The sequence below is a fragment of the Candidatus Mycalebacterium zealandia genome (assembly GCA_014075295.1).
GTDB classification, from domain to species: Bacteria; Desulfobacterota_D; UBA1144; order Nemesobacterales; family Mycalebacteriaceae; genus Mycalebacterium; species Mycalebacterium zealandia.
Genome location: CP046180.1, coordinates 477,642 through 500,721 on the forward strand (window position 1 = coordinate 477,642; position 23,080 = coordinate 500,721).

The 23,080-nt window shown below is 50.7% G+C and carries 26 protein-coding genes, 1 tRNA gene and 1 other RNA gene; 10 read left to right on the plus strand and 18 right to left on the minus strand.

Features of this window, described 5'->3' with window-relative positions; genetic code table 11:
* Nucleotides 1-4: 4 nt before the first annotated feature.
* The 13 genes from GKS04_02325 to GKS04_02385 form a co-directional block, all read right to left on the minus strand.
* Nucleotides 5-838 (minus strand): hypothetical protein, encoded by an 834-nt coding sequence (locus GKS04_02325; GenBank protein QMU56017.1) that lies wholly within the window; start codon nucleotides 836-838, stop codon nucleotides 5-7.
* Nucleotides 839-1,156, minus strand: coding sequence for a cytochrome-c oxidase (locus GKS04_02330; protein ID QMU56018.1), 318 nt, complete (start codon nucleotides 1,154-1,156; stop codon nucleotides 839-841).
* Between the two features lie 12 nt (nucleotides 1,157-1,168).
* Nucleotides 1,169-1,765: a cytochrome c oxidase subunit 3 family protein gene (locus GKS04_02335; GenBank protein QMU56019.1), complete on the minus strand. Its 597-nt coding sequence runs from the start codon at nucleotides 1,763-1,765 to the stop codon at nucleotides 1,169-1,171.
* A 2-nt stretch (nucleotides 1,766-1,767) separates the two neighbouring features.
* Nucleotides 1,768-3,372: a cytochrome c oxidase subunit I gene (gene ctaD / locus GKS04_02340; protein ID QMU56020.1), complete on the minus strand. Its 1,605-nt coding sequence runs from the start codon at nucleotides 3,370-3,372 to the stop codon at nucleotides 1,768-1,770.
* 13 nt (nucleotides 3,373-3,385) lie between these two features.
* Complete coding sequence (gene coxB / locus GKS04_02345; protein QMU56021.1) at nucleotides 3,386-4,333, minus strand: cytochrome c oxidase subunit II; 948 nt, start codon at nucleotides 4,331-4,333, stop codon at nucleotides 3,386-3,388.
* Nucleotides 4,334-4,358: 25 nt separating this feature from the next.
* Complete coding sequence (locus GKS04_02350; protein QMU56022.1) at nucleotides 4,359-5,159, minus strand: hypothetical protein; 801 nt, start codon at nucleotides 5,157-5,159, stop codon at nucleotides 4,359-4,361.
* A 451-nt stretch (nucleotides 5,160-5,610) separates the two neighbouring features.
* Entirely contained in the window at nucleotides 5,611-6,150 is a 540-nt protein-coding gene (locus GKS04_02355) for a DNA-deoxyinosine glycosylase (protein QMU56023.1), read from the minus strand.
* Between the two features lie 3 nt (nucleotides 6,151-6,153).
* Nucleotides 6,154-7,350, minus strand: a complete 1,197-nt coding sequence (locus GKS04_02360) for an argininosuccinate synthase (GenBank protein QMU56024.1) — start codon at nucleotides 7,348-7,350, stop codon at nucleotides 6,154-6,156.
* A 23-nt stretch (nucleotides 7,351-7,373) separates the two neighbouring features.
* Nucleotides 7,374-7,760, minus strand: a complete 387-nt coding sequence (locus GKS04_02365; GenBank protein ID QMU56025.1) for a hypothetical protein — start codon at nucleotides 7,758-7,760, stop codon at nucleotides 7,374-7,376.
* A gap of 120 nt (nucleotides 7,761-7,880) precedes the next feature.
* Nucleotides 7,881-8,828 carry an RluA family pseudouridine synthase gene (locus GKS04_02370; GenBank protein QMU56026.1) on the minus strand — a complete coding sequence of 316 codons (948 nt, stop codon included), beginning with the start codon at nucleotides 8,826-8,828 and terminating at the stop codon, nucleotides 7,881-7,883.
* A gap of 3 nt (nucleotides 8,829-8,831) precedes the next feature.
* The gene (locus GKS04_02375) at nucleotides 8,832-9,608 is read right to left on the minus strand and encodes a hypothetical protein (protein QMU56027.1); all 777 of its coding nucleotides are present in this window, start codon (nucleotides 9,606-9,608) and stop codon (nucleotides 8,832-8,834) included.
* A 3-nt stretch (nucleotides 9,609-9,611) separates the two neighbouring features.
* Nucleotides 9,612-10,265 carry a prepilin-type N-terminal cleavage/methylation domain-containing protein gene (locus GKS04_02380; GenBank protein QMU56028.1) on the minus strand — a complete coding sequence of 218 codons (654 nt, stop codon included), beginning with the start codon at nucleotides 10,263-10,265 and terminating at the stop codon, nucleotides 9,612-9,614.
* Nucleotides 10,266-10,268: 3 nt separating this feature from the next.
* A complete protein-coding gene (locus GKS04_02385; GenBank protein ID QMU56029.1) occupies nucleotides 10,269-11,057 on the minus strand; it encodes a biotin--[acetyl-CoA-carboxylase] ligase in 789 nt (262 codons plus the stop codon).
* A 142-nt stretch (nucleotides 11,058-11,199) separates the two neighbouring features.
* Here GKS04_02385 and GKS04_02390 point away from each other — a divergent pair.
* The 5 genes from GKS04_02390 to GKS04_02410 all read left to right on the plus strand — a co-directional run bounded on the left by GKS04_02390 (nucleotide 11,200) and on the right by GKS04_02410 (nucleotide 15,118).
* Nucleotides 11,200-11,273 (plus strand) — tRNA-Ile (locus GKS04_02390).
* A 22-nt stretch (nucleotides 11,274-11,295) separates the two neighbouring features.
* A complete protein-coding gene (locus GKS04_02395; protein ID QMU56030.1) occupies nucleotides 11,296-12,030 on the plus strand; it encodes a hypothetical protein in 735 nt (244 codons plus the stop codon).
* Nucleotides 12,020-12,445, plus strand: a complete 426-nt coding sequence (locus tag GKS04_02400; protein ID QMU56031.1) for a reverse transcriptase-like protein — start codon at nucleotides 12,020-12,022, stop codon at nucleotides 12,443-12,445. The genes GKS04_02395 and GKS04_02400 overlap by 11 nt, the downstream gene beginning before the upstream one ends.
* A 1-nt stretch (nucleotide 12,446) precedes the next feature.
* An RNA gene (gene rnpB / locus GKS04_02405) (RNase P RNA component class A) lies at nucleotides 12,447-12,810 on the plus strand.
* Nucleotides 12,811-13,006: 196 nt separating this feature from the next.
* A complete protein-coding gene (locus GKS04_02410) occupies nucleotides 13,007-15,118 on the plus strand; it encodes a hypothetical protein (GenBank protein QMU56032.1) in 2,112 nt (703 codons plus the stop codon).
* Here the strand turns inward: GKS04_02410 and GKS04_02415 are convergent.
* Genes GKS04_02415 through hisA form a run of 5 tightly spaced genes read right to left on the minus strand, consistent with a single transcriptional unit; the run spans nucleotide 15,096 to nucleotide 19,317 of the window.
* On the minus strand, nucleotides 15,096-15,929 hold the full coding sequence (locus tag GKS04_02415; GenBank protein QMU56033.1) for an ABC transporter substrate-binding protein: 834 nt from the start codon (nucleotides 15,927-15,929) through the stop codon (nucleotides 15,096-15,098). The two genes, GKS04_02410 and GKS04_02415, sit on opposite strands and share 23 nt — an antisense overlap.
* Nucleotides 15,926-16,750, minus strand: a complete 825-nt coding sequence (locus GKS04_02420; protein QMU56034.1) for a hypothetical protein — start codon at nucleotides 16,748-16,750, stop codon at nucleotides 15,926-15,928. The genes GKS04_02415 and GKS04_02420 overlap by 4 nt, the downstream gene beginning before the upstream one ends.
* Nucleotides 16,751-16,780: 30 nt before the next feature.
* Complete coding sequence (locus tag GKS04_02425) at nucleotides 16,781-17,839, minus strand: deoxyguanosinetriphosphate triphosphohydrolase (protein ID QMU56035.1); 1,059 nt, start codon at nucleotides 17,837-17,839, stop codon at nucleotides 16,781-16,783.
* The gene (hisF, locus tag GKS04_02430) at nucleotides 17,836-18,594 is read right to left on the minus strand and encodes an imidazole glycerol phosphate synthase subunit HisF (protein QMU56036.1); all 759 of its coding nucleotides are present in this window, start codon (nucleotides 18,592-18,594) and stop codon (nucleotides 17,836-17,838) included. Before hisF ends, GKS04_02425 begins: the two co-directional genes overlap by 4 nt.
* Nucleotides 18,595-19,317 (minus strand): 1-(5-phosphoribosyl)-5-[(5-phosphoribosylamino)methylideneamino]imidazole-4-carboxamide isomerase, encoded by a 723-nt coding sequence (gene hisA, locus GKS04_02435; protein QMU56037.1) that lies wholly within the window; start codon nucleotides 19,315-19,317, stop codon nucleotides 18,595-18,597.
* A 100-nt stretch (nucleotides 19,318-19,417) separates the two neighbouring features.
* Between hisA and GKS04_02440 the strand changes: the two genes are divergently transcribed.
* From GKS04_02440 to mce, 5 genes are read left to right on the plus strand one after another with little or no spacing between them, the layout of a single operon-like run.
* Nucleotides 19,418-19,834 carry an EVE domain-containing protein gene (locus tag GKS04_02440; protein ID QMU56038.1) on the plus strand — a complete coding sequence of 139 codons (417 nt, stop codon included), beginning with the start codon at nucleotides 19,418-19,420 and terminating at the stop codon, nucleotides 19,832-19,834.
* Nucleotides 19,834-20,802, plus strand: a complete 969-nt coding sequence (gene meaB, locus GKS04_02445; GenBank protein ID QMU56039.1) for a methylmalonyl Co-A mutase-associated GTPase MeaB — start codon at nucleotides 19,834-19,836, stop codon at nucleotides 20,800-20,802. The genes GKS04_02440 and meaB overlap by 1 nt, the downstream gene beginning before the upstream one ends.
* Nucleotides 20,799-22,235 carry an Rne/Rng family ribonuclease gene (locus tag GKS04_02450; protein QMU56040.1) on the plus strand — a complete coding sequence of 479 codons (1,437 nt, stop codon included), beginning with the start codon at nucleotides 20,799-20,801 and terminating at the stop codon, nucleotides 22,233-22,235. The genes meaB and GKS04_02450 overlap by 4 nt, the downstream gene beginning before the upstream one ends.
* A complete protein-coding gene (locus GKS04_02455; GenBank protein QMU56041.1) occupies nucleotides 22,223-22,645 on the plus strand; it encodes a hypothetical protein in 423 nt (140 codons plus the stop codon). Before GKS04_02450 ends, GKS04_02455 begins: the two co-directional genes overlap by 13 nt.
* Nucleotides 22,642-23,067, plus strand: coding sequence for a methylmalonyl-CoA epimerase (mce, locus tag GKS04_02460; GenBank protein QMU56042.1), 426 nt, complete (start codon nucleotides 22,642-22,644; stop codon nucleotides 23,065-23,067). The genes GKS04_02455 and mce overlap by 4 nt, the downstream gene beginning before the upstream one ends.
* The last annotated feature ends 13 nt before the right edge of the window (nucleotides 23,068-23,080 follow it).

Consider the following 23,080-nt stretch of genomic DNA (forward strand, 5'->3'; position numbering starts at 1 on the left):
CCTTTTAAGTGGAGGTTTCACTGTCAAACCATCTCGTAAGCCCGTATGAAAGAATATGCAAGCCGACAAGAAGATGAAGGGCTGTGCCGACAAACTGCAATCCGGAATGAATCATTCCGACCCCGATGATAATTTGAATAAAAACCGAACCGAGAATTACATAGGCGGCTTTTCTTGATTTTCCGTCACCGAAAACCGCTATTCCAATCGCGAACAGAGTTATCAAATACGCAAGAATTCTATGCGAAAAATGATACAGAACCGTGCCCGAAAGTTCGGGTGGAAACCACGCGCCGAGGCATTTCGGAAAATCAAGCCCGCAAGCGAGACCGGCGTGCGAATGGCGCACAAGCGCCCCAAGAACCGCTTGAATGAAAACAATCGCGGCGAAAACAAACCATACTCCTCCGATTCCCGAAAGCGCGAGCCCGCCGCGCGAGTCGTTTTCAAACCGGCTCATGTAAAGCACGAGACAGAATATCAACACGCCGTTTGCGAAATGAAGCGTGGTTAAATCGGTCGGGATTTTGAGCAGAACAACAAGCCCGCCGAGAACAATCTGAAAAAGCAGCAGAACAACCGCGCCCGCCGGAATCGCTTTTTTCGCTCCCTCGTAGGATTTGAAGCGGCGAGCCGAAAGCCAGATTATCAAAACCGCCGTGAACGCTCCGATGACGCGGTGCAGAAACTCCGCGTATATGTCCCAATGCAGGGGCGGAATGACTTTGCCGTGACAAAGCGGCCAGTCAGGGCACGCGAGCCCGACCTTCAAGCCCGCGACAACGTTTCCCCAGACCAGAAGAACAACAAGCGAAATGATCGAAAGACGTGCGAGCATTTAATCCACCGCGGGAATGCGCGTAAAGGTTTCAAACATTGTGAATCCTATGAGGAGGAAAAGCAGAAAAAGCGGATAGATGGCGTAAACCCAGGTGAGTTTGTCCTCAAATTTCAAATGCATAAAATAGAGTGCGACTATGCCCGCTTTGACCGAAGCGATTACCATCGCGACTGTTATGTTCAGGTAGCCGCCCAGATCTTTGCCCGCGCTCCAGACCGTTAGCACGGTTAGCGCCATAAGCGTAATCCACACAACCACATACTGCCGTATTCCGTGCGAGTGGTCGTCGTGTTGTGTGTTTTCTTGCGTTGACATTTTTTCCTCCGGTCAGCCAATGAGATAGAGCAACGGAAAAAGGTATATCCAAATCAGGTCCACAAGGTGCCAGTAAAGCCCCACAAGCTCAACCGGCGTGTTGTATTTCGCGCTAAAAACTCTCCTGCGCGCGAGAACAAAAATCCCGACCAGTAGAACAATTCCCACAAAAACGTGAATCATATGCAACCCGGTCATCATGAAGTAAAGGGCGAAAAATATGTTCGTGTCCGGGTAGATGTGGTGGTCGAACTTCGCGCCGTATTCAAAGTATTTGTTTACTCCGAACGCCAGAGCGCACACTATCGTTATTGCGATGTAGATGAGGACTTTGCGCGTGTCTCCGGCTTTTGAAGCCACAACCGCGAGAGCCATCGTCAAACTGCTGAAAATAAGAATAATCGTGTTCGTTGCGCCGAGCGTTACGTTAAGTTCCAGACTGCTTTCATGAAAAAGTTCGGGAAACTTTGCTCTGAAAAGCACGTAGGCGGCAAAGAGCCCGCCGAAAAGCAGAATCTCGGTTCCGAGAAAAAGCCACATTCCAAGTTTGGAAGACTGGTATTCGGTTACCGGGTCAAGGTCGTGGCTTTCGTGTGTCGCGTCAGACATGTTTATTTTTCACCGTACCCGTAAGTCCAGTCCGTAAAGGTCGGGATTTTTTCAAAGTTTTCGTGAGGCGGCGGCGATTTGGTCTGCCATTCGGGAGAAACTGAATCGTAAGGGTTGTCTCCCGCTTTTTCGCCCTTGAACACTCCGTGCAACAGATTCGCGAACATCAGGATTATTCCAAGCCCCAGAATCCACGAGCCGTAGGTTGAAATCAGGTGGCTTGTGGTGAACTCATCGGGATAACTCGCATATCTGCGCGGCATTCCCTGAGTGCCCATTGTGTGCTGAATGAAAAAGGTCAGGTTGAAACCGATAAAGACCAGAAACCACGCCAGTTTCGCAACCCGCTCATTGAAGTTTCTGCCGAACATTTTCGGAAACCAGTAGTGCAATGCGCCGAAGAACGCCATAACGGTTCCGCCGAACATAACGTAGTGCATATGCCCCACAACGAAGTATGTGTCATGCAGGTGGACATCCGCGGCGAGCGCGCCGAGGAAAACGCCCGTCAGTCCGCCGACCGTAAACAGAAAAATAAACGACAGCGCGTAAAGCATCGGTGAGGCGAGCAATATGGAGCCTTTGTAAAGCGTGGCGATCCAGTTGAACACTTTCACGGCTGTCGGTATGGCGACAAGCATTGTTATGAATGAAAACACCTGCGCCGCGAGCACCGAAATTCCGCTCACAAACATGTGGTGCATCCACACAAGGAAACTGATTATCGCTATTCCGAAACTGGAAAACGCGATGGCTTTATAGCCGAAAATGGGCTTTCTTGAAAACACCGGAATAATCTCCGATATGACGCCCATCCCCGGAATGATCATTATGTAAACGGCGGGGTGGGAGTAAAACCAGAAGAAGTTTTGCAGCAAAATCGGGTCGCCGCCCTTGGCGGGGTCAAAGAAACCGATGTCGAGAGTTCTCTCCGCGATTAGCAAAAGTAACGTGATTCCCACAACGGGAGTTGCGAGCAACTGCAGAATGGAGGTCGCGTATGACGCCCATATAAACAGCGGCAACCGTCCCCAGTTCATTCCGGGCGCGCGGAGTTTGTGTATCGTAACTATGAAATTCATCCCCGTCAGAATTGACGAAAATCCCAGAACAAAAATCCCGAAAGTTATCAAAATGACGTTCGTTCCGCTCTTTACACTGTATGGCGCGTAGAATGTCCAGCCGGTGTCAACGGTGTCGCCGAGAAGGGCGTAGAGGAGAATCGCGGCTCCGGCAAGGTATATCCAGTAGCTTGCTATGTTCAACTTCGGAAACGCCACATCTCTCGCGCCTATCATAAGAGGTATGAGGAAGTTGCCGAAAGACGCCGCGAGCCCCGGAACAATGAAGAAAAACACCATTATTGAGCCGTGGAGGGTGAACAGAACGTTGTATGTGTGAGGCGAAAAAACATCGGCTTCGGGCGTGGCGAGTTCATAGCGCATAAGAAGCGCGGTTACTCCCGCAAGCGCGAAGAAAAAAAGCAGACTTCCAAGATACATCAGCCCGATGCGTTTATGATCGGTGGATGTCAACCATGTCCACAGCCCTGTTCCGCCGTGAGCGAAATAAGGAGTGTGAGCGGCTTGTGTGTTGTTTTCCGGCATTGTATTCTCCTCTCTACTTCAATGTTTTCACATACTCTATGATATCCGAAACATCACTTTCGGAGAGTATTCCCTTGAATGACGGCATCACCGGCTCGTAGCCGGCGACCATCTTTGCCTGCGGTTCGTAAATGGACTCTATAAGGTAATTCTCATCGGCGCGCACACTGCTTCCGTCTTTAAGTTCCTCAATTCTGCCAAACACACCTTTGAAAGTAGGCGCGATTCCGGGGCTTCCGTCTATGCTGTGGCAGGCGTTGCAACCCCTGTTTTTGTAGAGTTTTTCGCCCCTTTGGTGCGCCGGAAGAGATGAAAAACTTCCGGTTGAAGCCGTGTCCGTGCCACCTTTACCCTCCCAGCGGGCGAACGCTTCCGGGCTCATGACGTTCACACGCGCAAGCATCTGCGAATGCCCCGTCCCGCAGTATTCAGCGCAGAAGATGATGAATGAGCCCACCTTGGTCGGGGTGAACCAGAGCTGTGTGAACCTTCCGGGCAGGATGTCCTGTTTGACCCTGAAAGCCGGAATGAAAAGACTGTGCAGAACGTCATCAGACCTCATTATCATTTTTACGGGCAGGTTCTGCTGAACATTGAGTTCGTTTATGGTTTTTTTGCCGTTGGGGTATTCAAACTGCCAAAGCCACTGCTTGCTGACTACCGTAACTTCAACCGCTTCGTTCGGAGGAGTTCTAAGTTCATTGAACACAACAAGGCCGTGTATAAAAATAGCCACAAGAATTATGGACGGCACAACCGTCCATGCTATTTCAAGCGGCTCATTTCCCGTGATGCTCGGCGTTCTGTCGTTTGCCGTTTTCCTTCTGTATTTCACCGCGAAGACGACAAGAACCACCGAAATGATTATGAAAAATATGAATGAAATAACGGTTACGGCAATCAGAACATTGTCAACTCTGGGCGCAATTTCCGATGCTGCTTCCGGCAACCAACTGTTCATTTAAGGACTAACAACCTCCGACCTTTTATGCTTTGCGTCTCCACATTCTGTAAAGGAAAACCGTGAGAACCAAGAGTGTAACTACTCCGGAGAGTTTTACTATATTTATTGCTCGAAGCGCGTATTTTTTGCCAACGGGGTCAAATTTATAACAGAAAAGAAGCACTTTGTTAATTATGCCGCCTCCGCCGATTTTCCCGTCTGACGCTTCAATCAATGCGAGTTTGACGTCTGAGGGGGAATGCTGAATGCCGTAAAGATAGCGGGCGATTTTGCCTTCCGGAGTCAAAACAATTAGCGCGGACTGATGGTCAAACATCTCTCCCTCTTTTCTGAATTCGAATCCCGCGGTTTCGGTAATCCGTTTGATTTCACTGCGTCCGGCGGTGAAGAAAAGCAAATTTTCCCTGCCTTCTTTGTAAGTGAGAATGGTGCGGTTTTCCTCCGCCTTGCGCGCCGCGATTTCGCTTGTGTCCGTCTCATCAAAACTTACGGTCAGAACTCTGTAATCATCGCCGATTTTCAGGGAGTCAACCCTGTCCGCGAGCGCGTTCGCGGTTTCCGTGAGAAACTGCATCGCGAAACGGCAGTTATGAGGGCAAGTGTAAAACACAAGGTTCAAAAGAACGGGTCTTTGCCCGTCAAAGAACTGTCCGATATTCCGTTTTTCTCCAAGATGATTCACAAGGGATATGTCGCCGGGGATTTGCTCTCCGAGTTTTTCCGTTATCCCCACCTGTTTGAGTTGCGCGGTGTCCGTTATGGAAAAAGCCGCCGCGCAGTGTAGCAAAACAACAAAAAATACAACTGTCTTTTTTAGCGGCATATTCTGTTTCAATATCCTGTTCGGCTTATGGCGTTTCGGCATACGGGAGGAACCCCGACGCGCGAACGCGCAAGATTCTATACACGGCGGGGGATGTGTCAAGAACTACTGAACGGAGGTTTTACAGATGCGGGTCTTCGAACACGGGACCCTCGGGTCTGCCGCGCAAAAGATGCTCCGCGCTTGCAAATTCAGCGCCAAAATTCCCTTTCTCAATCAGGCGCGCGCTTCCGCCACGCCGTAAACATCAACACTCAGTCCACACTCGCGGTAGAGCGGAAGTTTTTCCCGCAGTTTCCGGTCGGTTTTTTCACCGTGAAGCCGGTAATGGCGGGACTGTTTATGAGACGGTATCGGCTATCGGCTCGTAAAACCGTATTGAGCGCGCGCAAGCCGAGCGCATAATGCCCGCGCCGATTATCAGGAAATCGCAATGTTTTTCCATTGCGTCTTAAATTGTAACGGAATCCGCAAGCGCGAACCGCGTCAGCGATTTTTTCCAAAACTCGGTTTTTCGCTTTTTTGTGACACCCGCATTTGCGGGGCTTGTTGACGGCAGTGTTTCAAAGTGAAGGCGGCCGCTCACGCGTCCGTCCATTTGCGACGCGATACGGGATTTGAAAACCTGTTCGGGTTTGCGTCCGTTGAAAAACACCGCCCGCACGGACGGGTTTTGCTCCAACAAGGCGGCTACATCGTTGACTTTTTCGCTCGCGGGGTTGATGTTTGAGTCCAAACTTCCACGCCTTTCGCAGAATTTGAGTGTGTCCCAAAGCGCGACCGAGTTTTTTTCAAGCGCGGCGACGCGCTTGCCGTATGGGTCTGACGGCGGAAACGACAGAATCTCGCCCATTATGTTCCAGAACAGATTTTGAGGGTGCGCGTAATATTCGCCCGCCTGAAGTGAGCGGGTGCCGGGCATTGAGCCGAGTATGAGAATTCGCGGATTTTCAGGCAGAACGGGCGGGAAACTTCTCGCGGCAACGGTCAATTCTTATCCGCCGCGCTTTCCTTTAAGCCGCAACGCATTGAGGGTTATAAACCCGCCTGCGTCCGCCTGATTATAGATGTCATCTTTTTCAAAAGTGGCGAGCGCGGGGCTGTAAAGAGACTTCGGCGACTTCCTTCCCACAACCGAAACCGCGCCTTTGAACAGTTTTACGCGCGCCGTGCCGGTTACGTTTTTCTGCGATTGCTCAACCGTTTTCATGAGCGCTTCCATTTCCGGCGAATACCAGAACCCGTAGTAAATAATTTCTGCGATTTTCAGCGCAAGAGAGTCCTTAACCCTCATTACCTCGCGGTCAACGGTGATAGACTCAACACTCCTGTGAGCGGCGTGGAGAACGGTTCCCGCGGGCGTTTCGTAAACTCCGCGCGATTTCATCCCGACAAAGCGGTTTTCAACAATGTCCGTGCGTCCGATTCCGTGCCTGCCCGCGATTTTATTCAGGCGCATAATCAGGTTCGCCGGCGAAAGTTTTTTGCCGTTCAAGCGCGTGGGCGCGCCCTTTACGAAATCTATTTCGACATATTCGGGTTTGCCGGGGGCTTTTTGCGCGGACGCGGTCATTTCAAACATCGCCTCGTCCGGCTCAACCCACGGGTCTTCCAAAATGCCGCCTTCATAACTTGTGTGAAACAGATTTCTGTCGCAACTGTATGGCTTGCTTTTTGTTAATGGGATTTTGATTCCATGCTTTTTTGCAAAACCGAGCAGGTCCGCGCGCGATGAAAAATCCCACTCGCGCCAAGGCGCAATGATGCGCATATTAGGCGCGAAAGCGTGATAAACAAGTTCAAAACGCACCTGATCGTTTCCCTTTCCGGTTGCTCCGTGGGAAACGGCGAACGCTTTTTCTTTGAGCGCGACCTCTATCTGCCTGCGCGCGATAAGAGGGCGGGCGAGCGAGGTTCCAAGCAGATAAGAGTCTTCATAAACCGCCCCCGCTTTGAGCGCGGGGAAAACGAAATCCCGCGCAAACTCCTCTTTGAGGTTTGCAACAATTACCTTGCTCGCGCCTGTGGCAAGAGCTTTTTCGCGCGCGGCTTTTATGTTTTCGTTTTGCCCGACATCGGCAATAAATGCGATTACATCGGCGTTATATTCGGCGATAAGCCACTTGACGATGATTGAAGTGTCAAGCCCGCCGGAGTAGGCAAGCACGATCTTTTTTCGTGATTGTTTCATTGTCTCTCCGCGAAATGACGCGCTTATCCCCTCAAATCAAGAAGATAGAATTTCGCGCCCCTGTTTTCGTAAAATTTTTCAAGGGAAAGCCCAACATACTCAATTCTCTGTAACTCGTTGCCCTCATACTGAACCTTTTTGACCTCGTCCGAGATTGTCGTTTTGATGGGAATCTGCTTGTCGGGAGCCTGCTGGCAGATGTAGCCGAGAATCAGTTCCTTTTCAGTGAAATCGTCTTTGACTATGAACCCGACCGAGAAAGTCGCGTTGGCGAGCTCAATCACCACTATGGTAACGGGCGGCGCGGAGCCTGAAGGGTCTCCGGCTACAAACCTGTATCCGTAGGAATCAACTTCCTTGCCCGAACTCACTATTGAATTAAGGTTCCAATAGTCTTCGTTTTCAATCATACAAACAACTTGCATACGAACCTCGCTAAAACAATTACATTAACACAAAAGCCGCTTTCCCGCTAAAAACCTCAGAGCCTGAGCACATTAAAGTTTTTCCGGAATGTGGATTTCCGTTTCTCACTTTCTCTCTTCCGCCTTCAAAAACTCCACCGCGGCAGCCATGTCTTCGGGAAGCGGGACGGAAAAACTCACTTCTTCGCCCGATGCCGGATGAACAAAGGATATGCTCGCCGCGTGCAACGCCTGCCTGCGCAAAACCTTTGACAGCCCGGACGCACCCGGAGATTTTTTTCCGCCGTAAAGCGGGTCGCACGCGACCGGATGCCCCGCTTCGGCAAAGTGAACTCTTATCTGATGAGTTCTGCCGGTTTTCGGTTTAATTTTCATAAAAGTCCATCCGTGCAATCTTTCAACCGTCTTCCATTCCGTAACTGAATCGCGCGCTTTTACGGGATTTTTGCCCGACATTTTTTTTCTGTTGGACGGGCTTCTTCCTATCTTTGAGGAGAAAACGCCGGAGTTTTCTTTTATCTCTCCGAGCACAATCGCCAAGTATTCCTTGCGCACCGAGCGACCGGCAAACTGAGCCGCAATAGCGGCATGGCACACGTCATTTTTGGCGACCACAATCACGCCCGAAGTGTCTTTGTCCAGACGGTGGACTATGCCGGGTCTTTGCGCGCCGCCGATTTTTGAGAGGTTTGAGTATCTGTGAGCGAGAGCATTCGCGATTGTGGCGCTTTTGCGTCCCGCTCCGGGATGAATCGCCATGCCCGCCGGTTTGTTTATAACGGCAATGTCATTGTCCTCAAAGATGACATCAAGCGGAATGTTCTCCGGCAGCGCAATATCCGGCTCGGGCGGGGCGGGGCGGAACTCCACTTTTTCTCCGCCCTCAAATATCATCGAAGGTTTGAACTTCACGCCGTTCAGAAGGATTTCGCCCAATTTGATAAGGGCCGCGATGCGTGAGCGGCTCTGCGGCAAAATGAGCGCGAGCGCGGAATCCGCTCTTTTTCCGGCAAATTCAGGCGGCACGGTTACGGTTGTTGCTTCAATTTTCATTTTTCAAGTTCTCTTTCTTACGATGATTTTTGTTCCCTCGCCTCCGAAACGCTCAAGCGCGCTTCCCCGGTTGACCGCGATTTCCAAAAAGCCCGAACTTCCCCTGACTGCCACCGCCGCCCCTCGCGCGCGACTTGAATAAGAGTCCGAAACGCCGTCTATGAACGCGCCCGCGATTTCAATTTTAACCGGATTTTCAATGCCGTCCGCCGCGATGTTTGATATGAGATTTCCAAACGCGTCCGCGTAAACGGCAACTCCTTCAGCAGTTTCCGCACTCAGGATGACCGTTTCTGAGACTTCAAGCATGACGGGTTTTTCAACCGCACGTCCGAGTTCCGCAGGTTTTACGCCCAAAGACAAATGCGCTGCGGCGGGAGCAAAAATATCCCTGCCGTGAAATGTGGAACCGGTCGCTTTGAGCGTGTATGCGGGGTTTTCTATTTCATAAGCGGAAAATGAGGGAAAATCCTTGAAAACATAAGTGAATATTCCGTTGTCCGGACCGACAAAAAGATTTTCGCCCGCCTGAACGGCGATGGGTCTTCTGCCGCTTCCAACTCCGGGGTCAACAACGGCGAGGTGAACGGTTTGAGGCGGGAAAAACAGGTATGAGTTTTTTATCACAAACGCGGCGCGCCGGACATCAAAACTGTCCAACTCACGGGCTGAATCCACAAGGTGCGCATCGGGATTTGTTGAGAGGATAACCCCTTTCATAACGCCCGCGAAATAGTCCCGTGAACCGAAATCCGAATATATTGCTATCAACCCTGACATTTTCTACGGGCAGGGTTCTGAATCCCTGTTCGCCGTGAAAGACCCCGCCGCGCCCCTGTCGCTTTCATAGTTAATGATTTCACACCTGATTACCCCGTCTTCGTAAATGGCGAAGTCTTTTTTACCCGTAACCCCGATGCTTATGGGAGACGCCTGCCACCCGAAGCCCGCGACATAAAGCCCGTCCGCCGAGCCGCTACCGCTTTGAGAGTCAAAATCTGTTTTTATGCAGTATCCGGATTTGGCTTTTTCGCACACCGCCGAAGACCCCGAGCCCGAATCCGCGCCTTCAAAGGATTCATCAACGAGGGCGTCAAAAGAGCCGCAACTCCGTCCCGAACTTTTGGGGCAACGCAGTGAAGGCGCCTGCGTCAGGTCGCCGATTTTGTCAACATAGTTTTGAATGCCGTCTCCGTCCGAATCCTGAATGGCGAATTGCAGTTCCGCCGAGCCGAGCACTTGAAGCATTTTTTTCGCGCTCAACTCATTCGCCGCGCTTTTTGTGCCGATGAAGTTTGGAATTGCGAGCGCCGCAAGAACGCCGATGATTATGAGAACTATTAGAAGCTCAACAAGCGTGAACGCGGCACGACCGTTTCTTTCGCTATGGTTTTTCACGCACCGAATACTACAACACAATAAAATAGGCGACAATATTTTTCACTCAGCATCTCCCGACACGATTTTTACAAGGTTTCCGTCTTGCGTTTCAAGATGAAGAAAGCCGTGAGCGTCAACCTTTCTCGCCACCCCTTCAATCTCCGTGCCGTCATCGTTTATTTTCACGGTTTCGTTTAGTTTCCCCCATCGTGCCGCCCACCGCGCGACCGTCCAGTTGTGTCCTTTTGATACGAGATCGGTGTTTTGCACGAAAAGGTTTTTGATAAGCGCCGATGTAAATTCGCCTCTGTCAACATCGTGTCCGAGGATTTCCGACATTGAAGTCGCGCGGTCTGAAAAATCTTTCATAAGGTTGTCAATGTTCTCGCGCGAGAGATTGATGTTGACACCGATGCCGATGACTATGAAGTCGCACAAGTCTCCTGCGGGCTCAACTTCCGACAGGACGCCCGCGATTTTTCCGCCGTCTGCGAGTATGTCGTTGGGCCACTTGATTTCAGACTTCATTCCGAAGCCGTCAAAAGTATCTGACAGCGCGAGAGACGCCATAAATGTTGTCGCGGGGCACACTGCGAGGCTCAAATCCGGGCGGAAAAGCATTGACATAAAAAGGTTGCCGCCCGTGGGTGAAACCCAACGTCTTTCCTTGCGTCCGCGTCCGCCCGTCTGGGTGTCTGCGATAACGGTTGTGCCATCACGCACGCCGTTCCGCCCCATTTCACGTAAGACCGAATTTGTGGAAACGGTCCGGTCAAAAAAGTGCGCTTCCCCGCCGCAGGATGTGACAGCTGAGGTTATTTTCAATTTTTCGCTTTCGGAAAATCCCATCTTTCAACGCCTTGGGAGGCCCACCGGAATTATGATGTGAAAATCGCGGAAAACACAAGGGAAAAGCCACCGCTCCCGTTTTGTTGACAAACACAAACCCTTTTTCTATAATACAAAGTTTACGGCTGGAGGCTCATCGCCAGGGCCCATAGCTCAGTTGGTCAGAGCAGCGGACTCATAATCCGTTGGTCCCAGGTTCGAGTCCTGGTGGGCCCACAACCGGTGGAAAAACAACCCAATGAGGGAAACACAAGGTTCAACAAATAACGGTATCAAAGAGCAGATAGGCTCGCTTAAAAAACTCCAATCCGTTGATATTGAGCTTCGGGAAATAGAAAAAGACCTGCAACAATACCCCAAAGAGGTCTCGGTTTTTCAAGACGAACTCCAGTCCATCAGCGAATCTCTGGTTGAAAAGAAACTCCAGATAGAGGAGTCGGACAAGTCAAAATTGCTTTTGGAAAAGCAGTTGTCCGACAGAAAAAACTACATTGACGAAACCGAAGGGCGCCTGCTCAAAATTAAAACCCACAGAGAGTACGAGGCTCTTCAGAAGGAACTTACAGACGCGAAAAGGGAGTGCCTTGAGATTGAGAGCAACATTCTGGAACTGATGGAAAAAGCCGAAAGTTTCAGTTCCGAAACCGAGAATCTGGACAAGTCGCTCAAAGAGAAAAAAGAGGAATACCAGCCCAAAATCGACGAGTTTGAGAAAATCATTAAGGAACTTGAGAGCAAACACATGCCGCGCCGTGAAGAGAAAGAGCAAATCACGAGCCATCTCAGCCCCGAAGTGCTCCCCGTGTATACCAAGGTTTCGCAGAAAAATCCGAATTTTCTTGCGGTCGCGCGCAACGAGATGTGCACAAACTGCAACATGAACATTCCGCCGCAGATGTTCAATGAGGTTCTGACGCAAGTCAAAATAGTTCAGTGTCCGAACTGCAACAGAATCCTTTACTGTGAAGACTGAACGCGCAGATGACTTCGCCGTTGCCAACATAGACGGCGCTTCAAAAGGCAATCCGGGCAAGTCTGCGATAGGGGTCGTAATCACCGGCGCGGACGGAAAAGTAATTTCAAGAATCAAAAAATTTATCGGCACAAAGACCAACAATCAGGCGGAATACACAGCGCTTATAACCGCTTTGCGCGCCGCCGCCAATTTGGGAAAAACGCGCCTGAGCGTTAAAACCGATTCCCTTCTGCTCGCGAATCAGATGAACGGGCTGTGGAAGGTCAAACATCCGGACATCGCCGTGCTTTTCAAAGAGGCAAAAGAGGCGGAAAAACTTCTCAAAGAGGTTTCCATTTCCCATGTCCGCAGGGAGAAAAATACAATCGCGGACGGTCTTGCCAATGAGGCAATCATAAAATATTCTTGGTGAGCGAGTCGGCTGGGCAGCCGCCCGTGCGGTTTTCCGTTCGGGAGGAAAGTCCGGGCTTCGCAGGACGAAGCGCCGGCTAACAGCCGGGCGCCGTGAGGCGACGGAAAGTGCCGCAGAAAACAGACCGCCCGCTCATGAGCGGGTAAGGGTGAAAAGGTGGCGTAAGAGACCACCGCGGGAAACGGTAACGATTCCCGGCATGGTAAACCCCGCTTGAAGCAAGACAAATATGGAAACGCCGCGTTATTCGCGGGGAGGTGGTCCGCCTCATAGTTTCCGGGTTGTTGCTACAGACGTTCCGGCAACGGACGCCGCAGATGAATGGTTGCCCTTGACAGAACCCGGCTTACAGGCTGACTCGCTGAACCGTTTGATTTTTTTTGGTTTGCGGAGCCCGCAGCTTCCCCGCTGACTTACTGAACCAGAGAGAACAGTTTTAGTGCTTAACAAAACGTCTAATCAAGTACGCAGGAATTCCCATTGTTTCCTGTAAGTGACAGATGGCGTCTTTTTTCACTTGGGTTCCTAACCCTTTTTCTTGAACTTATTTTCATCCGCTTCATGGCGGGTAACATCTGGAATCTGGGCTTTTTCCCCAACCTTGTTTTGATATCGGTTTTCATCGGGCTTGGCGCGGGGTTTATTTCCCATTCACTTTTCAGTAAAAAAACAAGCGATGTTCTTTTTGATCTCACCGCTCCCGCGGTCTGCCTGTTTGTTTTTCTTATTTATATTGTAAGCCCCGGGGTTCCGGGATTCGGCCAGGAAGCCGCATCTTTCGGGGGAGTTGGGCATGAAGAGGTTTTCTTCTCGGCGGGTATAGGAAAGGAATCGGTCAGAGAGAGCATTTTTCTTTTCCCGTTCTGGTTTCTTTTCCCTGCGGCTGTTTTCTTTTTAATTGCCCAGAGGACGGCGAAGGTTTTTATGAAAATGAAACCTCTTGCGGCCTACTCTTTTGACATTCTCGGCTCATGTTTCGGAATCGCGGCGTTTATTTGCATAAGTTTTTTTGAAATCAACGCGGGCGTCTGGTTTTTAATATGTATTCCGATTTTCCTTATGGCAAAATCGCCTGATTCGTCCGCAAGAAAAACGGCAACCGCGATTATAGCGGTCTCTATGTTAGTCGCTTCTTTTCAGGTTTTTTACGAAGACAGACAATACGATGACAAGGTAATGGCTTCGGTATGGTCTCCGTATCAGAAGGTTGATATGGATGTAAACCTGAAAGTTTATGTCAACAAGATTGATCATCAGGAAATTCGGGACAATGCGCCGGATATTTCCCTTTACGGGCTTGTTCACGTTGTCCGCAGGGAAAAGTCTCTGCCGCATTATAAAAGAGTTTTAGTCATAGGGGCGGGAACCGGAAATGATGTCTCATCCGCGTTGTATTTTGGAGCGGAGGAAGTAACGGCGGTTGAGATAGACCCCGTAATAGCACGGCTCGTAAAGCACCACCCTACGGTTCCCTATTATCCCTATTCTTCGCAGAAAGTTGACCTTGTTATTGACGATGGCAGGCACTTTATGACTGCGACTGATAAAAAATATGACCTTATAGTCTTCGCGCTGACCGATTCGCTGGTAAAACAGAGTTCACTGTCTCAAATTCGTTTGGAAAGTTACCTTTTCACACAGCAGTCTTTCAGTCATGCGTGGTCTCTTTTAGAGGAAGGCGGAACTCTCATGGCGGTCAACTTTTACAGAGAGCCGTGGATTCCGTGGAAAATAGGCGAGATGATGAAAAAGGTGTCCGGCACGGTTCCGGTTTTGCACTTTCCCATCAGGTCGGTGAAACACCATGACCTTGTCACTGAAACGATTGTTCTTGCGGGGAAAACCTCCGAAGGTACTTCGTGTATTGAAATTAGCTCGAAAATGACGTGCCTTGATTTGGTTTCGTTTGAGAAGTTTCTCGGCAAGTCGAAGGATCTTCCGCTACCGAGTGATGATTGGCCGTTTCTTTACATTGCGGAAAAGCATCTGCCGTCTATCTACATATACGCTATGCTGTTCATACTCGCGTTTGTCGGTTTACTGCTCGGTCTGCTCAGAGCGGTTCAGGCATGGGCGCCTCGTGCGCAAGGTATGAGTTTGCCGATGCCGCGCGCTTCTGTCTGTGTGGCGTTTCTTTTGATGGGAGCCGCGTTTCTGCTTCTTGAAACAAAGAGCATCATTCAGTTCAGTCTGCTTTTCGGAAACACATGGCTGAATAGTTCCCTTGTGTTTCTCGCCGTGCTTGTTCTTGTTCTGGCGGCAAACTGGGTGGCGGCAATCATCAAATCCGACAAACTTGTTCCGGCGGCGTTCTTTCTGTTGCTTTTATCATGTCTGCCCGCCCTTGTTATACCAACTGACACACTTCTTGCGGTGGACAATGTCCCAATGAGATTTGTGTTTGCCTCCATTGTGACATTTCTTCCAATCTTTTTCGCCAATATGGTTTTCAGTTCAATATTCCGCAAACAAAAATTTCATGAAATCTATTTCGGATGGAATCTTGTGGGCGCGGTTGGCGGCGGCATGCTTGAATACACAAGCATTCTTGTCGGCTACCAGTTTCTCGCGCTGATAGTTCTTTCCATTTATGCCGTAGTGTTCGCGCTTTACTATCTGAGAATCGCTCCGGGTTTTGCTTCCGAAACGCCTACTCCCGAAGCGGGTCAATAACGATTTTTTCTTCCGCAAGTTCTTTCTCAAACGCCTTTTCATAAAGCAGTTCAATCGCCGCGAGCCCCTCATTGCCCATGTCAACCGTGTATTTGTTGACATACATAAGCACAAATTTTTCAGCAAAGGCGCGGTCTATTCCGCGCGAGAATTTCATTGCGTAATCAAGCGCCTCATCTTTGTTTGAAAGGGCAAATTCTATACTTTCGCGGTGAAGCCGCAGGGCTTCCATGGCGATGTCGGGCGGAACATCTCTGCGTATAACATTCAAGCCCAGAGGAAGTGGAAGGGAAGTCTCTTTCTTCCACAAAACACCTATGTCAAAAACAAGGCTCAAGCCCTCGTCCGCATATGTAATCTGTCCTTCGTGTATGAGAAGCGCGCAGTCGGTTTCGCCGGATTTAACCGCGTTTGTAACGGCGTCAAACGGCATTTCAACCGGTGTGAATCCATCCGCGTAGAGGCGCAACAGAAGGTACGCGGTTGTCAGTTTCCCTGGCACCGCCACCGTTTTGCCCTCCACCGAATCCATGGGCTCGCGCGAAACAACAACGGGCCCGAAGCCCATTCCCATGCTTGCTCCGCACGACATCACGCGGTAGCGGTCTTTGACGTTCAGGTAGTTACGCGCCGAGATAGCCGTCAGTTCAAGTTCACTGTTGAGAGCCCTGTTGTTGAGCGATTGTATGTCTTCAATCACATGCTCAAATTCGGCGATTTCCGACCGCGCGATTCCGGCCGACATTGCGTAAAACATAAACGCGTCATCGGCATCGGGGCTGTGCCCCAGTTTCATTATCCGTTTTTTCATTCCGTTCGCGTCCTTTCGTAAAAATTGATACTCACCTCGGCGGGGCTTTGTTTCAGCCGTGCCGCGAGTTCGCCGAATTTGAGCATTCCTTCAATCTCGGCGCCGCCCAAATCGTATTTTATCTTGTTGGTTATGTAGTCAAGGCATATGTCCGCCCCGATGTTCAGTTCCCCGGCTCCCCTGCGCGCGATTTCGTTCGCCATTTCAAGCCCGCGTTTTTTCGCGGCAATTAGCGCTTCGGGCGCGTCAAACGGGTCAAATCCACTGCGTGCGGCGAAAACCGCATAAACAAACGGCAGACCGGTTTTTTTCGTCCATACCTCTCCCAAATCAAAAACAAAAGGGAAACCTTCGGGCGGGGCGCTTGAGAGCGTGAGCCCCGTGTTTCCTATTACCAGACCGGCGTCAACGCCTGAAAAGAAATCTTTTCCGTATTCGCGTTTTTTATACTCCGGAGACGTGCCATGGAAAATTTCAAGCGCGATTCTCAGCATCATCGCCGAACTGCTTGAACCTGAATCCACCGCGACCGTTTGTATTTCCGCGATTGGTTTTTTTGAAAACACAGCCACACTTCCGACCTTGCCGAATGACGATATGCACACGCCTTTGAGAATCCGCAACCCCGGACGTTCAAAGATGTCCGCGGCGGGCAGAAGAGAAATGTCAATATCTCCGCTTTCCATAAGCGGGCAAAGGGCGGACGGAGGGCTTTGCAGAATCTCAAAGACACTCAAATCCGTTTCGTACTCAAGCGCGGTGATGAGCGGCAGAGTGTTCAAAAAAGGCGGAACGCCCAGTCTGATGACGGTTTTCGGCAAGGGGTCTCCTCCGTGTCGCGTGGCGAACTGTTAAGCGTCTCTCCCGTCCCGCCATTTTGAGGGGACGAAAATCTCTCTGAAAATTTGCACGGCGTAGGAGTCTGTCATGCTGGCAACAAAATCGCACACGGCTCTTTCGTGCGAGTCTTCGGGGCTGTGCGGACACACTCCGCGCTTTTCCGCCTCGCTTTTGTTATCGCAGAAATACCTGTAAAGCAACTTCACCATTTTAACGGCTCTTTCCGCTTCAAAATTGACCGCACCCGCAAGATAAACATGGTTGAACAGGTATTCCCTTATTCCCGCTATTGCCTCTTCAATCTCCGGGCTGATTGAGATTTTTTCGTAGTTTTTGAGGGTTGTCTGTGAAACTATGTCGCGCACCATTCTGTCCAGCCGTTCAGAGCAGTTTTTGCCGATAATCTTGATGTGTTTGTGCGGCAAATCTTTTTCCTTAATAATCTCGGACCGTAAGGCGTCATCTATGTCGTGGTTGGCGTAGGCAATTAAATCGGAAATCCGCACCACCTGCCCCTCAAGCGTTTCGGGAGCATTTCCCCCTCCATCTATGGGACCGCGGCCTTTTGAGTGTTTTGTTATTCCGTCAATAACCTCGTATGTCAAATTGAGTCCCTTGCCGTTGTTTTCAAGACACTCAACGACCCGAACACTCTGCTTCACATGGAAAAAGCCGTCCGGAACAACCTCATTCAGAGCCCTCTCTCCCGCATGCCCGAAAGGGGTGTGCCCGAGGTCGTGCCCGAGCGCGATGGCTTCGGTCAGGTCTTCATTGAGAAAGAGCGCCCGCGCTATCGTGCGTGCTATCTGCGAAACCTCTATGACGTGGGTCAGCCGTGTTCTGTAATGGTCGTTTGTCGGCGAAAGAAACACCTGTGTTTTATGTTTCATTCTGCGGAATGATTTTGAATGAACAATGCGGTCTCTGTCGCGCTGGAAAGGGTTTCTGATTGAGCATTCGTCTTCGGGCCGGGCTCTGCCTTTTGATTCCGAACTCAAAGTCGCGTGAGGTGAAAGAACAAGTTTTTCCGTTTTCTGAAACTGCTCCCTGATTGTTTTGTTTTTTGTCATGTTCTTACCTCCACCCCTTTTAAAGCGAGATGGCGTTTTGTTTCCATTATGCCCAAATCCCCGTAATGGAAAACCGAAGCGGCGAGAAGCGCGTCCGCGCCGCCGTCCCGCGCGCCCTCAACAAAATGTTCAAGCGTTCCCACTCCGCCCGAAGCAATAACGGGAATTGAAACGGTTTCGCAAACGGCTTTTGTGAGCGCGATGTCGTAGCCCTCGCGCGTGCCGTCTCTGTCCATGCTGGTGAGCAAAATCTCTCCCGCGCCCGTTTTTTCCATTTCCCGCGCCCATTTTACGGCGTCTTTTCCGGTCGCTTTTCTTCCTCCGTGCGTAAAAACCTCCCACGAATCCCCATCGCCGTGCCGCGCGTCAATGGCGACCACAACGCACTGACTTCCGAATTTTCCCGCGGCGTCTTCAACGATTTCCGGGTTCTCAACCGCGGCGGTGTTGATGACGACCTTGTCCGCTCCGGCGAGAAGCAGAGCGCGGACATCTTGCGATGTTGAAATTCCGCCTCCCACCGAAAGCGGAACAAAAATATTCGCGGCGGTTTTTTCAACAATTTCAATAATGGTTTTTCTGCGCTCGTGTGAGGCGGTTATGTCAAGGAAAGCTATTTCGTCCGCCCCTTCCTCTGAATACCGCACCGCGCACTCGGCGGGGTCTCCGGCGTCTTTCAACTCCACAAACTGAACACCTTTCACAACCCTGCCGTCTTTGACGTCAAGACACGGAATTATGCGTTTGGCGACCAATCAGGAAAACCTCCGTATCGCACTTTTAATGTCAACTCCGCCCGAATAAGCCGCTCTGCCGACAATGACGCCGCGCAATCCTGATTTCTGAAAAGGCAACAGTTTTTCTATGTCTTCGGGGCGCGACACTCCGCCCGAAGCCACAACCGGAATGTTGCACGCCGTGAGAAAACTCTCCAGCCGTCCGAGGTCAAGTCCGCTCAGCGTGCCGTCCCGGTCAATATCGGTTTTAATCACCATACTAACGCCCGAATCCTTGAGCGCCGCCGCCGCGCTCGCGGCTGTCATTCCCGAATCTTCAGTCCATCCTTTTACCGCGACCATCTCTCCGCGCGTGTCCAGAGCGACTGCGATTTGCCTCGGAAATTCCGAGCACGCGCTTTTGAGAAAATCGGTTTTTTCAAGTGCGGCGGTGCCAAGTATGACCGTTTGTATGCCGCACGAAAGATACATTCTTACCGTCTCAAGCGTGCGTATCCCGCCTCCCGCCTGAACCCCGCACGATACGGCTCCGGTGATTTCCTCTATCAGTTTGTGATTTACCGGGGCTCCGGTAAACGCGCCGTCCAAGTCCACAACATGTATGACCTCCGCGCCGCAATCCTCCCAGCGCCGGGCAACTGAAACGGGGTCGTCCGAGAAAACCGTTTCGGAATCCGCTTCTCCCTTCACAAGGCGAACACACTTACCTTCTTTGATGTCTATGGCGGGAATTACAACCATCTTAAACGGCTAATATACACTCAAACGGCTCGGCAGTCCCAACATTGTGCGCGCAGTTTAATGTTTTCAACCGCTCATTCAAGCGGATATATTTCGGCGGATGAATTATTGGCTCGTCAAGTCCGAACCTTTCAAATATTCATGGGAAGATTTTGTGAGGGACGGGCGCACGTATTGGGACGGGGTGCGCAACTATCAGGCACGCAACAACCTTGCGGCGATGAAGGCGGGAGACCTCGCGCTTTTTTATCACAGCAACAAGGGGCTTGAAATTGTCGGGGTCGCGAAGGTGGTCAAAGAGAGTTGTCAGGACCCCACAACCGATGATGAAAGATGGGTTGTGGTTGACATGGAGCCGGACTCCGTTCTTGAACATCCGGTCGGGCTCAAGGATATTAAGACAGACCCCGCGCTCAAAGAGATGCATATTGTAAAACAGAGCAGGCTTTCGGTAACGCCGGTTTTGAAAAAGCATTTTGATATACTGATAAAAAAGGGGAAGAACAGACCTTTGTAATGGCCCTTTCAACAAATCCCGAAGAACTTGTAAAAGAGATGCTTGGCGGCGGCAGAGGCGCTCTCGCCCGCCTGATAAGCCTTGCCGAAGGCGGCAGAATAAACACGATTGAACTTCTCTCGGGAAGCAAAGCCCTGAAAGCCACCCCGTCGGTTATTGGAATAACGGGCCCCCCCGGAGCGGGGAAAAGCACGTTAGCGGACAAACTTGTGGAAAAATTCCGCGCGCGTGGAACAAAGGTCGGCGTTATCGCGATAGATCCCTCCAGCCCGTTCACGGGCGGCGCGCTTCTTGGAGACAGGGTGCGCATGGGCAGCCATTCCAATGACGAAGGGGTTTTTATCAGAAGCCTCGGTTCGCGCGGCTCTCTGGGCGGGCTTTCGCGCGCTACCGGAGACATCATACGGCTTATGAGCGCTTTCGGTGCGGGATGCGTGCTGGTTGAAACCGTTGGTGTGGGGCAGAGTGAGCTTGACATTGCGGGCGTAGCGGACACTGTGGTTGTAGTTCTGGTTCCGGAATCAGGCGACTCAATACAGACTATGAAAGCCGGAATAATGGAGATTGGCGATGTGTTTGTGGTTAACAAATCCGACAGAAAAAACGCCGAATCCCTCGCGGCGGAGATTAGCGGAACTCTCTCCATAAGGGCATCAAGGGGCGACTGGAGCATTCCGGTGCTTTTGACGAAAGCCACTTCGGGCAAAGGCGTGAGCGAACTCGCTTTGCAGATTGAAAAACACGGCGATTTCCTTAGAAAAAGCGGGTTTCTGGAAGAAAAACGGTTCGTGCGAACCAGAAAAGATCTTATGGATGAAGTTAAGGGCATTCTCGGCTCGCTTGCCGAAGACACCTTGAAAGACGGCGCGAGCGGAGCCGGCATTGTTTCCGCCGTTCTGGAGGGCGGGGTCACGATACCGGACGGGGCTACAAAAATAGCCGCTCTTATCACAAAGGCGGGAAAATGAAAAAACAGATATTAATCAGTCGCACTTTTGGAGAGATTCGCATAGCGGTGATTGAAAACGGCGTGCTCGCCGAACTTCAGGTGGAGCGCGATTCCAGTTCGCGCATTTCAGGCAACATATACAAGGCGAAGGTTTTGAATGTAATTTCCGGAATCAAGGCGTCTTTTGTTGACATAGGAATGGAAAAAGCCGGCATTGTTTCGTGGAAGGACATGCGTTCCGAAGACGGAACTTTTAACCGAAGAGAGCAGACAAGTCCCGTTTCCGAAGGGCAGGACATCATTGTGCAGGCGGTCAAAGAGCCGGTGTCGGGCAAGGGACCGAGAATGAAGGCGCGCGTTACGCTTGTGGGCAAGTATGTGATTCTTTCAACCGATTCGGACAAAACCGCCGTGTCAAAGAAAATTGGTCACGGAGTTGAAAGGCGTGATGTCGGTAAAACACTTGAGAAACTCCGCCCGCAAAACATGGGGCTGATTGCCCGCACCGCATCTATTGACAAAGACGCCTCCCTGATTGAGGCGGAGGTGAAATCTCTGCAGAGTCAGTGGGAGAACATTGTTCAGACATCGCACATAAAACCGTCTCCGTCTCTTCTTTACGAAGAGCCGCCCACTTTCTTGAGCGCGGTAAGGGATTTTGCGTCTCCAAACGATGAGATAATCGCGGACGATTGGGACATTCTGCTTGAAATCAACCGCTATATTGACGAAAACTTTCCGGGTGAACCGGTGTCAATTGGATACCATTCTTCGGACTCCCCGCTGTTCAGAGATTTTGGAATTGAGCAGGAGATTGAAAACCTCTACAAGCGGAAAATTCAACTCCGTTCCGGAGGAGACATGATTATTGAGGAAGCCGAGGGCCTCACCGTGATTGATGTGAACACGGGCGCGGGAACCAGCAGGGGCGGGGGAACGTTGCTACGGACAAATCTTGAAGCGGCAGCCGAAGCGGCGCGCCAGATACGGCTGCGCAATCTGGTCGGAATTATAGTCATAGACTTTATAGATATGGGATTTTCTGATATGAAAAAGGTGTGTAAGACCTTTGAAGACGAGATGAGAAAAGACAGAACAAGCCACACGATTTCAGAGATTTCAGAGTTCTGCGTTCTGCACCTCACACGCAAACGGTCGCGCGAAAGTGTGGCAAAAACACTTTCCGACCAGTGCGAAATTTGCGACGGGACGGGGCTTGTGAAGTCAAAAGAAACGGTTTGCTACGAAATCATCAGGGAGATAGAACAGCACAATCTTCTTGCGCGCGGCGGCGAGATACGGGTGCGCGCTCACAAAGACATCATCCATACAATAAAGTGTGTTGAAAGTGAACTGTTTGAACGGTTTGAGCGCAAGGGCGTGAGCATTTTGTGTGAAGAAATCGATGAAAGTATTGACAATTTTACCGTGAAGGGGGAATGGAAGGTTTGACTGTTGCAAGACTTGAAGGGGGGATGTTCGTTAAGAAAGAGGTTGAGACTGATTCCTCAATGGCGGCGGACAGGTTTCATGAAAAAGCGCCGAGGGTTTTGTCCACGGCGTCTCTGATAGGGATTATGCAGAGCGCGTGCGCGGATGTTATGGCGCCGTTTCTCGGCTCAAATGAAATGGTTGTGAGCATCAAGGTTGAGATGAGCCACTTCGGCGCGGTTCCCGTGGGCACACGCGTGAAACTCACAACGCGCATTGTTGAGGTTAAAGACCGTCAGGTGATTTTCAGCGTTGAAGCGTCCGACCGCGGGCAGACAATTGCGTCCGGCAGAAATCACATGTTCATAATTGACAAAGACAGGTTTGAGAAAGGCATTGAGCGATACAATGACGGGGGAAGCAATAAATGAAATCTAATGAAAACGGCAGTCTTTACCACATAGCGATTGCCGTGAAGAATCTTAAAGAGTCCGAAAAACTTTATGAAATGGTTATGGGGCTTAAAATAACCCACAGGGAGGAGGTCGCCGAGCAGGGCGTCAGGGCGTCAATGCTTCAGCCGCAAAGCGGAGAAGGCACGGCGATTGAACTGCTGGAACCCACCGGAGAGGATTCTCCGATACATAAGTTTCTTGAAACAAAAGGTGAGGGAATTCATCACATCTGCTTTTTTGTGGATGACATTGAAAAATCGCTTGCGGAATTGAAAAATCAGGGCGTCCGCCTCATAGACGAAACCCCGCGCGTGGGCGCTTACAACTCAAAAGTGGCTTTTGTTCATCCCAAGGCGATGAACGGTGTTCTTGTGGAACTTGCGGAAATGGCGGAATAGCCGTTCGCGCTAT